Genomic DNA, 13,222 nt, shown 5'->3' with positions numbered 1-13,222 from the left:
CTGCAACCTGCGTTAGGACACATGATGACCGACAAATTCGCCCGTGCGCTCGGGTGGGCCAGCCTCGCGCTGGGCGCGGCGCAACTGGGGGCACCGCGGGCCGTGACCCGCCTGTGCGGCGTCGACGACGCGCCCGGGGCCACGGCCGTCGCCAGGCTCGTCGGCGGGCGCGAGCTCATGCACGCCGCGCTGCTGCTCGGCGCCAAGAACCCCGCCCAGTGGGTGTGGACCAGGGTCGCCGGCGACACGATGGACCTCGGCGTCCTGGGCCGGGCCGCCGCCGGCCGCACCGGCGCCCGCCGCACCCGCGCGCTGGCCGCGCTCGGCGCCGTCGCCGGCCTCACCGCCCTGGACGCCGCCTGCGCCCGGCGCGGCACCGCCAAGGCCAAGGGCCCGCTCCAGGTGCGCGCCTCCATCACCATCAACAAGCCCCGCGACGACGTCTACCGCTTCTGGCGCGACCTGGAGAACCTGCCCACGTTCATGGGCCACCTGGACTCGGTACGCACCATCAACCAGCGCCACTCCCGCTGGAAGGCCAAGGGCCCGATCGTCGACCTGGAGTGGGAGGCCGAGATCATCGACGAGCGGTTCGGCGACCTGATCGCCTGGCGGTCGGTTCCCGGCACCGGCATCGCCACCGCCGGCCTGGTCAGCTTCACCGACGGCCCCGGCGGGCACGGCACGGTCGTGGACGTCTCCCTGGAGTACGGCGCGCCCGGCCGCAAGCTCGCCGCCGCCGTCGCCCGCATGTTCGGCGAACACCCCGAGCAGCAGCTCCGCGACGACCTGCGCCGCTTCAAACAGGTCATGGAGACCGGCGAGGTGGTCCGCTCCGAGGGCAGCCCCGAGGGCCACCGCGCCCGGCGCCAGCTCCACCAGCGTCCCGCACAACCGATCGGAGGACGGGCATGAAGGCCAACGTGTGGGCGGGCCGCAACCGCCTGGAGATCCAAGACGTCCCCGACCCGCAGATCCTCAACGCGCGTGACGCGATCGTCCGCGTCACCTCGACCGCGATCTGCGGCTCCGACCTGCACCTCGTGGACGGCTACATCCCGACCGTCAAGAAGGGCGACATCCTCGGCCACGAGTTCATGGGCGAGGTCGTCGAGGTCGGCCCCGGCGTGCGCGACCTGCACGCCGGGGACCGCGTCGTGGTGCCGTTCCCCATCGCGTGCGGGGCCTGCTTCGCCTGCGAGGCCGAGCTGTACTCGCTGTGCGAGAACTCCAACCCCAACGCGGGCATGGCAGAGAAGCTGATGGGCCACGCGCCCGCCGGGATCTTCGGGTACTCCCACATGCTGGGCGGCTTCGCCGGCGGGCAGGCCGAGTACGTGCGCGTCCCGTTCGCCGACGTCGGCCCCATCAAGATCGAGGACGACCTGACCGACGAGCAGGTGCTGTTCCTGTCGGACATCTTTCCGACGGGCTTCATGGGTGCGGAGATGTGCGACATCAAGCCGGGCCACACCATCGCGATCTGGGGCGCGGGGCCGGTCGGGCAGTTCGCCGCGGCCAGCGCGTTCCTGCTCGGCGCCGAGCGGGTCATCGTCATCGACCGGTTCCCGTACCGGCTGCGGCGGGTCCAGCGCACCGGCGCCGAGGTGCTCAACTACGAGGAGGTGAACGTGCTGGACGCACTGCGCGACATGACCGGCGGGCGCGGCCCCGACGCCTGCATCGACGCCGTCGGCATGGAGGCCCACCACCCGACCCCGGCCATGTACGCCTACGACCGCACCAAGCAGGCCGCCCGGATGGAGACCGAGCGGCCGTACGCGCTGCGCGAGGCCATCATGGCCTGCCGCAACGGCGGCGTGGTCTCCGTCATCGGCGTCTACGGCGGATTCGTCGACAAGTTCCCGATGGGCACCGTCATGAACCGGTCGCTGACCATCCGCACCGGACAGTGCCACGTGCAGCGCTACACCGAGCCGCTGCTGCAGCGGATCCGCGCGGGCGAGATCGACCCGAGCTTCGTCGTCTCGCACCGCATGCCGCTCAGCGAGGCGCCGCGCGGGTTCGAGCTGTTCAAGCACAAGCAGGACGAGTGCAACAAGGTCGTCCTCACTCCGTGAGGCTGCCTTCGTGGCCCAGAGCCGGTTCCGCCCGATTTCCTCGGTGGCCCGCCGCTCCGCCAAGTCGGCGGAGCGGCGCAGGAACCATCCGGGTCGGCGTGGGCGAACGGCTGTGGGATCGGGGCGTTCAGGCCGGGTAGGCGTGCGTCTCGGTGGCCTTGACGGAGGCCCAGATCCGCTGGCCGGGGGTCAGGTCGAGGTCGGCGACGGCGGCCGGGGTGATGTCGGCGAAGGCCGTCAGGGGGCCGTCGAGGTGCACGCGCACGTTGTCGCCGTGCCGTTCGATGCCCTCGATCCGGGCCTGCCACAGGTTGCGCGGGCTGCCGTCGGGGCGGCTGCGGTACAACGCCACGGCCGCGGGCGGGAAGGCCACGAACGCCGGTCCGTCGAGCTCCTCCGACGTGTGCAGCAGCACCTCGCCGACCTTGACCCGCACGCCCTCGGCCAGGCCGCGATAGAGGTTGAGCCCGACCAGGCGGGCCACGTAGTCGGTGCGCGGATGGCGGGCGACCTCGGCCGGCGGGCCCTCCTGCACGACCGTGCCGTGCTCGATGACGATCAGCCGGTCGGCCAGCACCATCGCGTCGAGCGGGTCGTGGGTGACCAGCACGGTCGCGCCCTCGAAGTCGGCCAGGTGGCGGCGCAGCTGGGAGCGGATCTCCAGCCGGGTGTGGGCGTCGAGCGCGGCCAGCGGCTCGTCCAGCAACAACAGCTCGGGCCGTACGGCCAGCGCGCGGGCGAGGGCGACCCGCTGCGCCTGCCCGCCGGACAGCCGCCGCGGCCTGGCGGCGGCGTGGGCGGCGAGGCCGACCCGCTCCAGCAGCGCGGCGGCCGTCCGGCGGGCCTCGGCCTTGGGCACGCCCTGGCAGCGCGGCCCGAAGGCGACGTTGTCGAGCGCCGACAGGTGCGGGAAGAGCAGGTAGTCCTGGAAGACCATGCCGATCGGGCGGCCCTCGGCGGGCAGCGTGTGCAGCGGCGCGCCACGCAGGCTGACGTGCCCAGCGGTCATCGGGGTGAGCCCGGCCAGGGCGCGCAGGGCGGTGGTCTTGCCGGCGCCGTTGGGGCCGAGCAGCGCCACCACCTCGCCGGCGGCGACCCGCAGCGAGACGTCGAGGGTGAAGGCCGGCCGGGTGACCACCAGACGGGCGTCGAGGGTCACGGCGCGCTCACCCACCGGTCGCGCAGGCTGGCCAGGATGACCACCGAGACGGCCAGCAGCACCAGGCTGAGCACGATCGCCGCCTCCGGCTCGGTCTCCAGCGCCAGGTAGACCGCCAGCGGCATCGTGCGGGTGGTGCCGGGGAAGTTGCCGGCGAACGTGATCGTCGCCCCGAACTCGCCCAGCGCCCGCGCCCAGCACAACACGGCCCCGGCCACCACGCCCGGCATCACCATGGGCAGCGTCACCCGGCGGAACACCGTCCAGCGGGAGGCGCCGAGCGTCGCGGCGGCCTCCTCGAAGCGCTGGTCGGCGCCGCGCAGCGCGCCCTCCACGCTGATCACCAGGAAGGGCATCGCGACGAACGCCTCTGCGACGATCACCCCGGCCGTGGTGAACGGCAGCGTGATGCCGAAGGCGGACTCCAGCCACTGCCCGGCCAGGCCGCGCCGCCCCAGCACCAGCAGCAGCGCCACGCCGCCGACCACCGGCGGCAGCACCAGCGGCACGGTGACCAGCGCGCGCACCAGCCGCCGCCCCGGGAACGACACCCGCGCCAGCAACCAGGCCAGCGGCACGCCGAGCAGCAGGCAGAAGGCCGTGGCGACGGTGGCGCACAGCAGCGACAACCGCAGCGCCTCCAGCACATGGGGCTCGGCCAGCCGCTGGAGCAGCGTGGGCCAGGGGGCCCGGATCAGCAGCCCGGCCAGCGGCAGCACCAGGAACGCCAGCCCCGCCAGCGCGGGCACGACCAGCATCCACGGCGCCCGCCCCGAGATCTCACGGCCCGCGGCCGGACGCCCGGCGGACGCGCCCGCCGGGCCCGGACGCCGGGAGCGAGCGCTCACGGGGCCTCGAAACCGGCCTTGGCCAGGACGTCCTTGCCCTGCTGGGACAGCACCAGGTCGACGAACTGCTTGGCCAGGTCGCCGGCCGGGGCCTTGGTCAGGGCCGCGATCGGGTAGTCGTTGATCGCCTGGGCGGCCTCGGGGAAGTCGATGCCGGTCACCTTGCCGCCGGAGGCGATCACGTCGGTCCGGTAGACCAGCGCGGCGTCCACCTCGCCCAGCTGCACCTTGGTGAGGGTGGCCTTGACGTCCTGTTCCAGGGTCACCGGCGTGACCTTGAGACCGGCCGCGCCGAGCGCCTTGACCGCGGCGGCCCCGCACGGCACCTGCTCGGCGCAGAGCGCCACCTTCACCGCGGGGTCGGCCAGGTCCTTCAGCTCGTCGACCTTGGCCGGGTTGGCGGCGGGCACGGCGATCTGCAGCTTGTTGCGGACGAACGTGGCCGGGGCGCCCGCGAGGGAGGCGTCGGTGACCGTCTTCATGGTGGCCGGGCTGGCGGCGGCGAACACGTCGGCGGGGGCGCCCTGGACGATCTGCTGGGCCAGGGTGGCGCTGGAGCCGAAGTTGAACCTCACCGTCGTTCCCGGATGGGCGCTCTCGAAGCTCCTGCCCAGCTCGGTGAACGTACCGGTCAGCGAGGCCGCCGCGAACACCGTCACCGCCCCGGCGCCCCCACCGGCGGACGCGGCGGGAGCGGACGAGGCGGACGTGGCCGGCGCGCCCGAGCCGCAGCCGGCCAGGCCGGCCAGCGCGAACGCGACGGGCAGGGCGATCGACCATCGGGAAAGACGCCTGAACACCAAGGGGGGCTCCTCACACCTGACTGGCCACGCGCTCGTGGCCGGGGATCTCCACGACGACGTTGGTGGACTTGATCACGGCGACCGCCACCACCCCCACCTGGAGGCCCAGCTCGTCGGCCGCCTGCCGGCTCATCAGCGACACCACGCGGAACGGCCCGGCGGCGATCTCGACCTGGGCCATCACCGCGTCGCGGATCACCTCGGTCACGATGCCGCGGAAGCGGTTGCGCGCCGAGGAGCGGCCGCCCTCGCCGTCGGACTCGATCTGCGAACGGGCGAAGGCCGCCAGGTCGGCGCCGTCGACCCGCCGGTGGCCGTGCTCGTCGCGCTGGGCCGCCAGCCGGCCCGCGTCGACCCACCGCCGGACGGTGTCGGAGCTGACCCCGAGCAGCGCCGCGGCCTCGCTGATCCGGAACGTCGTCACAAACCCACACCCTACCTTCCGCATAATCCACCCTGAATCCCCATCTGGCTAGGCAACAGCGACCCGATCGCCGGGCATGCCATCGCATTCACGAGAGCACCCCTGCGACCGCGCCCGGTCACCGCCGCCGGACCATCTTCCCGCCCCCGGTCAGCGCCGCGTGACGCTCGCCGGCGACCTGTGGACGACGGCCGCCACGGCGAGCGCCACGACCACCAGCAGGGCGCTGACCCACAGCGCCGACCGGTAGCCGAGCCCGGCGGCGATGGCCGCGCCGCCGAGCGCCGGGCCCGCGGTGGCCCCCACGTTGAGCGCCGCCGTGGCGAAGGAGCCGCCGAGCGAGGGCGCCGCGGCGGCGGCGTACAGGACGCGGGCGATCAGGGTCGAGCCGACCGCGAAGGACAGCGCGCCCTGGACGAAGACCAGCACGAACGCCGCGGCCGGAACGCCCGCCGCGACCGCGAACAGCGCCCACCCGGCCGGCAAGGCGAGCCCGCCCGCGACCAGGACCAGCGCCGGCCGCGCGTCCGACAGCCGGCCTGCGGCGGTCACCCCGGCGAACGACCCCAGCCCGAACAGCGCGAGCAGCACCGGCACCCACCCCTCGGAGACGCCGCTCACCTCGGTGAGCAGCGGCGACAGGTAGGTGAAGGTGCCGAAGGTGGCGGCGTTGACCAGCGCGCCCAGCGCCAGCGCGACCAGCAGGCGCGGCTCGCGCAACGCCCGCAGCTCGTGCCGGGCACGCGGACGGACGCTCTCCTGCCCACCGGCCGGCACCGACCGCACGACCGCGACGACAGCCGGCAGCGACACCAGCGCCACCGCCCAGAACGCCGACCGCCAGCCGAACGCCTGGCCGAGCACGGCGCCCGCGGGCACCCCTGCGACGCACGCCAGCGTGATCCCGCCGAGCAGGACGGACGTGGCGCGGCCCTTGGCGTCGGGGGCGGCCATGCCGGCCGCCGTCGCCAGGCCCACGGCGAGGAAACCGGCGTTGGCCAGCGCCCCGAGGACGCGGGTGACCAGCAGCACGGCGAAGTCGGTGGTGAGCGCGCCCGCCACGTGCACGAGCACGAAGGCGACGAGGAAGACGAGCAGCGCCTGCCGGCGTGGCCAGCGCAGGCTGAGCAGCGCCATGAGCGGCGCCCCGACGACCATGCCCGCGGCGAACGCGGACGTCAGCGCGCCCGCGGCCGGGACGGACACGCCCAGGTCGGCGGCGATGGCCGGAACCAGCCCGGACAGCATGAACTCCGACGTTCCCTGGGCGAACACGGCCAGCCCGAGAACGTAGATGGCGAAAGGCACGAGCGGTACTCCAAAAAGCAGCACGAAGGAACGCGGCGCGCCCGCGGCACAGCGGGGCGCGGGCGCTACCGCGAGAAGGGAGGGCCCGGGTTCGACGCCACGACGGTGGCGGAACAGCCGGGAGAGACCGGTCCGTACGAAGGTGATCGGATGCCGGAAGGGCGCGCGGTCTCAGGGACGGCGCGGCCGCAGGACATCACGAGAAGCCACCGACGATCGGTGGCTAGCGTCTTGACGCCTCGGGACCGGACACGCGCCACACCCTAGCCGGAGATCACGGAAGCCGTCCACCGGGTTCCCGCGCGGCCGGTCACGCGGTCTCGGCGCTGAGTTCCTGGGCCACGGGCCGGCGGGCGGCCAGCCGGGCGGGCAGGGCGACGAACGCCGCGGTCACCAGGAGGGTGGCCGGCACGGCGGCGGCCAGCCATGAGAAGGGCGCCTGCGCCGAGTTCCCGGCCGCGAAGAGCGAGAGCAGGCCGAGGCCCAGGGGAACGCCGACGACGGCGCCGGGCAGGCTGGGCAGCAGCTGGGCGCTGGACAGGCCCGCGGCGACCTGCCCGGGGGTGGCGCCGAGCGTGCGGGCGACGGCCATGGTGGCGCGCGCCTCCATGGCGGTGGTCCAGGTGAGCGTGACGGTGTTCACGACGGCCAGGACGATCAGCAGGGCGGTGACGGCGAGCATCAGCCGGCGGTCCTGCTCGCCGCGCAGGTTGGGCAGCACGGAGGAGCCGTCCAGGCCGTAGCCGCGTTCCGGCTGGACGTGGAGGGTCAGCAGGGCGACCATCGCGATCACCGTGGTGGCGGTGGAGCACGCCTGGAGCACCGCCCGGCCGGGACGGCGGGCGGTCAGCCGCAGCCCGAGCAGGAGCGGCGTGGGCAGCAGCGCCGACAGGGCGGTGATCAGGGGCCGGCGCCGGGGCGGGCGCGCGGTCGCGGACAGCGCCGTGACGGTGGCCGTCCGCATGGCGCGCAGCGTGGGACGCAGCGTGGACAGCACCGCGACCGCCACGGCCAGGACGGTCGCGGTGACCACGACGGAGCCGCCGAGCTCGACCGCGTCGCCGATCCGGCTGGCCGTGGGGCCGGCCAGGGTGGGCGCGGTCAGGCGGGCGATCGTCAGCCCCAGCGCGTCGCCGGCCAGCGCGAGGGCCAGGTACTCGGTGAGCAGGACGGTGGCGATCAGCCCGGGGGTGGCGCCGACGGCCTTGAGCAGCCCGGCCCGGCGCGTCTGCGCGGCGGCGCGCCCGGCGGCCAGCGCCGCGACCCCGGTGACGGCCAGGAAGCTGAGCAGCCAGCTCCCGACCACCAGGATCGGCTGGCTGTCCTTGAGGATGACGGTGTCCTGTTCGGCCGTGAACTGCCAGGAGTGGAAGTTGACCCGCAGGTCCGGGTCGCGGTGCGCGTCGAGGAACGCCTCGGTGGCGGCGGGGTCGCGCAGCTTGAGGTCGATGGCCGTGGTGACCGGCAGGCGCCGGGCGGAGGCCAGCGTCCGGGCGTCCGAGCTGGTCAGCCAGGCCAGGCCGGCGTAGTCGCTGGGGCCGCCGCCCGGCCCGATCTGCGCCGCCCAGGGGTAGACGGAGGTGGCCGCGGTGACGGCGATCCCGACGACGGGGTACGGCCGGCCGGCGATGGTGACCCGGTCGCCGACGCCGACGTCCAGGGCGGTGGCGAAGCCGCGTTCGAGGACGGCGCCGCCGGGGCGCACCCACCGGCCCGAGGTCACCAGCGGCCGGTTGACCGGGCCGGGCCGCTCGGCGAAGCCGTGCACCACCACCTGGGACGACGTCGAGCCGCGCGCGGTGAGGTCGGCGTAGACGATGCGGTAGGGGCCATGGTGGGCGGCCACCTCGGGGGCGTCCGCCAGCGAGGCCAGGGCGGAGGTCGCCGCGCGGCCCGAGCCGCCGGACAATGCCACCACGTCAGGCCCCGCGGTGGCCGCGCGGGTCTGCTCGTACAGGGAGCGGCTGGCGTCGCCCAGGGACAGGCCCAGGGCCATCGTCGCGGTGGCCACGGTCACCGCGAGCAGCAGCATCGCGGCCTGGACGCGGTGCCGCCGCACGTCGGCCAGCACCAGCCGGGTGACGAGCAGGACAGTGCCCATGGCGGTCAGTCCTCCAGCCCGATCAGGCCGCCCAGCCCCCGCGGGCGGGCGGCGGCCAGGTGGGTGTCGTCGACGAACATGCCGTCGCGCATCGAGACCAGCCGGTCGGCGGTCGCCGCCACCCGCTCGTCGTGCGTGACGATCACGAGGGTCTGCCCGGCGGAACGCAGCTCGCCGAAGATCCTCAGCACGTCGAGGGTGGCGGCGGTGTCGAGGTTGCCGGTGGGCTCGTCGGCCAGCACCACCAGCGGGTCGTTGACCAGCGCGCGGGCGACGGCGACGCGCTGGCGCTGGCCGCCGGACAGTTGCGAGGGCAGGTGCCGGGCGCGGGCGGCGAGCCCGACCCGGTCCAGCAGCGCGTGGGCCCGCCGCCTGGCCTGGCGGCGCGAGCGGCCGGCCAGCAGCGCGGGCAGCTCGACGTTCTCGGCCGCCGACAGCTCCTCCACCAGGTGGAACGCCTGGAAGACGAACCCGACCGACCGGCGTCGCAGGCGGGCCAGGGCCCGCTCGCTCAGCGTGTCGACGCGCCGGCCGGCCAGCCACACCTCTCCGCCGGTGGGCCGTTCCAGGCCGCCGAGCAGGTGGAGCAGGGTGGACTTCCCGCAGCCGCTCGGGCCGGTCACCGCCAGCGTCTGCCCCTGGGGGATCTCCAGGTCGACCTCGTCCACCGCGCGGACCCGGCTCTGCCCCTGGCCGTGCGTCTTCACCAGGCCGCGGGCCTGTAACACGTTCATGCGCCCTCGTCTTCGTCTTCGGCCCCGGACCAGGTGCGCTCGCAGGCGTCCAGCCAGCGCAGGTCGGCCCGCAACCGCAGCACGACCCCTTCCAGCAGCAGGCCGGCGGGTGATCCGGGCGGTTCGTCCAGCGCCGCCCGCTGGACCTCGCGCAGGCGGCGCAGCAGCTCGCGGCGCTGCGCCGCGACCAGCTCGACCGGGTCGGCCAGCCGGGCCGCGGCCGCGGCGGCGAGTTTGAGATGGAACTCGGCCAGGTCCGGTTTCGGCCAGCCGACCTCGGCGAGCCAGGCGGCCACCCGGCGCTGGCCGTCGGGGGTCAGCGCGTAGACCTTGCGGTCGGGCCGCTCGGGGAGGCCGTCGGCCCGTTCGCAGGCGACGAGCCCGGCCTTCTCCAGCCTGGCCAGGGTCACGTAGATCTGGCCGGGGTTCATCGACTCGCCCAGCGGGCCGAGGCTGTGCCGCAGGCGGGCGCGCAGGTCGTAGCCGTGCGACGGCTCCTTGGCGAGCATCGCCAGCACCGCGTCCTGCACGGCCCCACCCCCTAACGGTTAGCCAATAGATAGCGGTTAGCCGTAGGAGGTGTCAAAACCTACGAGGACGGGCGCGGCCTGATCATCCACAGGCCCAGGCCGTACATCGCCAGGCCGAGCAGGACGAACCCGGCGGCGACCGGATAGCGCAGCCCGGCCGGCATGTACGTGGCCAGGAACCAGGAGTGGCGCAGCATGCCGTCGGAGACGAAGACGGCCGCGAGGACGCCCTGCGGCACCAGCGGGATCGCGCCGAGGCCGAAGCACCACCAGGTGACCATGCGCTGCGTCGTGGACAGCCGGTCGAAGCGGGAGGCCACGGCGGGCCGCTGCCTGCGGCCGGTGCGCATCAGGTCCAGCAGCTCGGGACCTTGCGCGCGCAGGCGACGTTCGGCGAGCAGGCCGAGGCCCCAGACGCACAGCGCCCCCGTCAGGACGCCGACGGCGACCCCGGCCCAGCCGTACCGGAGGGCGACCAGCGCCGCGGGCAGCCCGGTGAGGGCCACCAGGGCGAGGGTCAGGTAGGCCAGCCCGGTCAGGCCGCCGTCGTCCTCGCTGGTGCGCAGCGGGTTGCCGGCGCGGCGGTGCGGGTCGGTGCCGGGCACCAGCCCGTACACCGAGATCAGCGGCACCAGCCCGGCCGCGCCGCCCAGCAGGGCCGCCAGCAGCGCCAGGACCAGCGGCCACGGACCGCCGGTGATCGCGGTGAACGCCACGGTCAGCACGGCCGCCACCGGCGTCTGCGCCGTCAGCCACGCCAGTTGCCGGCCGCGCACGTCGCTCGCGCCGGGGGTCATCAGGGTCAGCCAGAGCGCGGTGCCGTCGGCGCCGTACTGGTTGGCGGCCATGGCCGCGGCCATCACGACGAAGATCGGGCCCGCGTAGGGCAGCATGCCGTTCCACCCGACGACCAGCGGGACGGCCGCGAAGCAGACGGCGTACGACAGCGCGAACGTGAGCTGGTGGTTGCGCACCAGATCACGTGACCAGGTGCGCAGCTCCTTGGCGACGATCGCCCCGTTGGCGGTGGCGGCCGTCATCGGACGCCGGGTGCGCCCGGACCGCTGCGTCGCCCCCGCGCGCCGCCCCAGCAGCACCGCCCACGCGCCGAGCAGCAGCACGGCCAGGAGCGCCAGGGCGGCCGGCGCCCACCACTCGCCCTGGACGGCCAGCAGCCCCCACCCGGAGGGCAGATACCGGACGAACGACGGCATACCGGTCTGGCCGAAGGCCACGAAGAAGATCCAGATCTGGCCGAGCGCCGCCAGGATCGCGCCGTTGAGCACGCCGGAGGCGATCGCGCCCGCCCGGGACCGCAGCGCCTGCCCGACCAGCGCCACCGCGAGCTTCGACAGCAGCACGAACACGGCCAGCTGCAAGATCATCGCCGGCACGGCCACCAGGGCATTGACCGGCCCGAGCCGCGCGCCCGCGATCGGCAGGCCGAGCAGCGCGGTCAGGCTGACCAGCGGCGCGACGCCGACGAAGGCCGCCACCAGCAGCCCGGACGCCAGGCGGCGCGGCGGCAGGCCGAGCATCGTGAAGTACTCCGGCCGCAGCGTCTCGTCGCCGCCGCCCATGAAGACGGGGCCGAGCATCCAGCCCAGCAGCCACACCGCGTAGGCGGCGGCCAGCAGCTCGGGGTCGGCGAAGGCCAGGTAGATCGTCCCGGCGGCGAGCAGCGCGCCCAGCGCGGCGCCCGTGCCCGCGGTCTGGGCCCGGGCGCCCCGGAAGGCGTGGCGCAGGAGCGCGACCTTCATCCGGGCCATGGTGGCCAGGGTGCCGGGGGTGTTCGGCGGGGTCAGCGTGACAGCCACGACAGCTCCTTCACGCCGGTGTCGTCGTTGCCGACGAGGGCGACGAAGGTGTCCTCCAGCGAGCGGCCGCCGCGCACCTCGTCGAGGGTGCCGGCCGCGGCCACCGCGCCCTTGTCGATCACCGCGACCCGGTCGCAGAGCTGCTCCACCAGGGCCATGACGTGGCTGGAGAGCACGATCGAGCCGCCGTTCGCGACGAACCCGCGCAGGATCCGCTTGATCGTGGCGGCCGAGACCGGGTCGACCGCCTCGAACGGCTCGTCCAGCACCAGCAGCCGGGGCGCGTGCAGCAGCGCGGTGGCCAGCCCGATCTTCTTGCGCATGCCGGTGGAGTACTCGATGACCAGCGTGGTGCCGGCGCCGTCCAGTTCCAGCACGTCCAGCAGCTCGTCGGCGCGCCGGGCCACCTCGTCCTTGGGCAGGCCGCGCAGCAGGCCGAGGTAGGTGAGCACTTCGCGGCCGGTCAGCCGCTCGGGCATGGCCATGCCGTCGGGCAGCACCCCGACCAGGGCCTTGGCCTGCGCCGGAGCCGACCAGACGTCCTGGCCGAAGATCGTGGCGCCGCCCGCGTCGGGGCGCAGCAGGCCGACGGCCATGGACAGGGTGGTGGTCTTGCCGGCGCCGTTCTGGCCGACGAGCCCGAAGAACGACCCCTGGGGGACGGTGAGGTGGATCGCGTCGACGGCGACCTTGTCGCCGAATCTCTTGGTCAGACCGCTGATCTCAAGCGCCGGCGTCATGAGGTCCTCCTGGTGGCGAGGGTGAAGATGGTGGCCAGTTCGGCGGCGAGGGCGCTGAGGTCGTAGTCGGGGTCCTTCAGCACGTAGCTCGGCACGGCGTCGATGGCGCCGCGGATCGCGATCGCCATCGGCCGCAGCTGGAACTCCCGGAACTCGCCGGTCTGCTGGCCCCACGCCAGCAGCTTCTCGATGTCGTCGATGGCGGTGCCCTGCTGGCCCGCGTAGGGCCCGTCGTGGTCGTGGGTGATGATCTCGACCAGCGCCAGCAGGGGTTTGCGGTGCACCCGCATGAACTCGAGGTTGGTCTCGAAGTAGACGCGCAGCCCGTCGGTGGCGGTGGTCTGCGCCAGGATGCGCGGCACCATCAGGTCGGTGGCGAGCTTGACCGCGTGGCCGACGACCGCCTCGATCAGCTCGTCCTTGCTGCCGAAGTAGTAGGCGATGAGGCCCGGCGTGATGCCGGCGAGCTTGGCGATCTTCGCCATCGACGCCTGCTGGTATCCGAGCGTCGCCAGAGCCTCGACGGCGCAGTCGATGATCTGGGCCCGCCGGTTCTCCTCGACGAACGTCCGCTCTCCTGATGGCACGTTCAAGATATTAAACGGTCATTCAAAGATGGTAAAGACGGTTGGACCTGGGCGGCACGCCTAGGGTGGTGGCGGGAAGATCGACCGGCC

General features: G+C 74.1%; 13 protein-coding genes. 2 read left to right on the top strand and 11 right to left on the bottom strand.

Annotation, left to right across the window (positions count from 1 at the left end):
• Positions 1-21: 21 nt before the first annotated feature.
• Both ACWEJ6_RS05985 and ACWEJ6_RS05980 read left to right on the top strand, forming a co-directional pair.
• The gene (locus ACWEJ6_RS05985; protein WP_452421635.1) at positions 22-915 is read left to right on the top strand and encodes an SRPBCC family protein; all 894 of its coding nucleotides are present in this window, start codon (positions 22-24) and stop codon (positions 913-915) included.
• Positions 912-2,081, top strand: a complete 1,170-nt coding sequence (locus tag ACWEJ6_RS05980) for a zinc-dependent alcohol dehydrogenase (RefSeq protein ID WP_387674903.1) — start codon at positions 912-914, stop codon at positions 2,079-2,081. Before ACWEJ6_RS05985 ends, ACWEJ6_RS05980 begins: the two co-directional genes overlap by 4 nt.
• A 127-nt stretch (positions 2,082-2,208) precedes the next feature.
• Here the strand turns inward: ACWEJ6_RS05980 and ACWEJ6_RS05975 are convergent, their stop codons facing one another.
• The 11 genes from ACWEJ6_RS05975 to ACWEJ6_RS05925 all read right to left on the bottom strand — a co-directional run bounded on the left by ACWEJ6_RS05975 (position 2,209) and on the right by ACWEJ6_RS05925 (position 13,132).
• On the bottom strand, positions 2,209-3,255 hold the full coding sequence (locus ACWEJ6_RS05975; RefSeq protein WP_452421633.1) for an ABC transporter ATP-binding protein: 1,047 nt from the start codon (positions 3,253-3,255) through the stop codon (positions 2,209-2,211).
• Positions 3,237-3,998 carry an ABC transporter permease gene (locus tag ACWEJ6_RS05970; protein ID WP_387675582.1) on the bottom strand — a complete coding sequence of 254 codons (762 nt, stop codon included), beginning with the start codon at positions 3,996-3,998 and terminating at the stop codon, positions 3,237-3,239. Before ACWEJ6_RS05970 ends, ACWEJ6_RS05975 begins: the two co-directional genes overlap by 19 nt.
• A gap of 86 nt (positions 3,999-4,084) precedes the next feature.
• On the bottom strand, positions 4,085-4,891 hold the full coding sequence (modA, locus tag ACWEJ6_RS05965) for a molybdate ABC transporter substrate-binding protein (protein WP_452421631.1): 807 nt from the start codon (positions 4,889-4,891) through the stop codon (positions 4,085-4,087).
• Positions 4,892-4,901: 10 nt separating this feature from the next.
• Positions 4,902-5,315 carry a TOBE domain-containing protein gene (locus tag ACWEJ6_RS05960; RefSeq protein WP_452421629.1) on the bottom strand — a complete coding sequence of 138 codons (414 nt, stop codon included), beginning with the start codon at positions 5,313-5,315 and terminating at the stop codon, positions 4,902-4,904.
• 150 nt (positions 5,316-5,465) lie between these two features.
• Entirely contained in the window at positions 5,466-6,623 is a 1,158-nt protein-coding gene (locus tag ACWEJ6_RS05955; RefSeq protein WP_452421627.1) for a Cmx/CmrA family chloramphenicol efflux MFS transporter, read from the bottom strand.
• 310 nt (positions 6,624-6,933) lie between these two features.
• A complete protein-coding gene (locus ACWEJ6_RS05950) occupies positions 6,934-8,724 on the bottom strand; it encodes an FtsX-like permease family protein (RefSeq protein ID WP_452421625.1) in 1,791 nt (596 codons plus the stop codon).
• 5 nt (positions 8,725-8,729) lie between these two features.
• Positions 8,730-9,458, bottom strand: coding sequence for an ABC transporter ATP-binding protein (locus tag ACWEJ6_RS05945; RefSeq protein WP_387674917.1), 729 nt, complete (start codon positions 9,456-9,458; stop codon positions 8,730-8,732).
• Positions 9,455-9,988, bottom strand: coding sequence for a PadR family transcriptional regulator (locus ACWEJ6_RS05940; RefSeq protein WP_452421623.1), 534 nt, complete (start codon positions 9,986-9,988; stop codon positions 9,455-9,457). Before ACWEJ6_RS05940 ends, ACWEJ6_RS05945 begins: the two co-directional genes overlap by 4 nt.
• A gap of 59 nt (positions 9,989-10,047) precedes the next feature.
• Positions 10,048-11,805 carry a hypothetical protein gene (locus tag ACWEJ6_RS05935; protein ID WP_452421621.1) on the bottom strand — a complete coding sequence of 586 codons (1,758 nt, stop codon included), beginning with the start codon at positions 11,803-11,805 and terminating at the stop codon, positions 10,048-10,050.
• Positions 11,790-12,545, bottom strand: coding sequence for an ABC transporter ATP-binding protein (locus tag ACWEJ6_RS05930; protein ID WP_452421619.1), 756 nt, complete (start codon positions 12,543-12,545; stop codon positions 11,790-11,792). The genes ACWEJ6_RS05935 and ACWEJ6_RS05930 overlap by 16 nt, the downstream gene beginning before the upstream one ends.
• Positions 12,542-13,132, bottom strand: coding sequence for a TetR/AcrR family transcriptional regulator (locus ACWEJ6_RS05925; protein WP_387674929.1), 591 nt, complete (start codon positions 13,130-13,132; stop codon positions 12,542-12,544). The genes ACWEJ6_RS05930 and ACWEJ6_RS05925 overlap by 4 nt, the downstream gene beginning before the upstream one ends.
• Positions 13,133-13,222: the final 90 nt, after the last annotated feature.

This window comes from Nonomuraea sp. NPDC004702, assembly GCF_053601695.1.
This window is presented reverse-complemented; position numbering and strand designations above follow the sequence as displayed.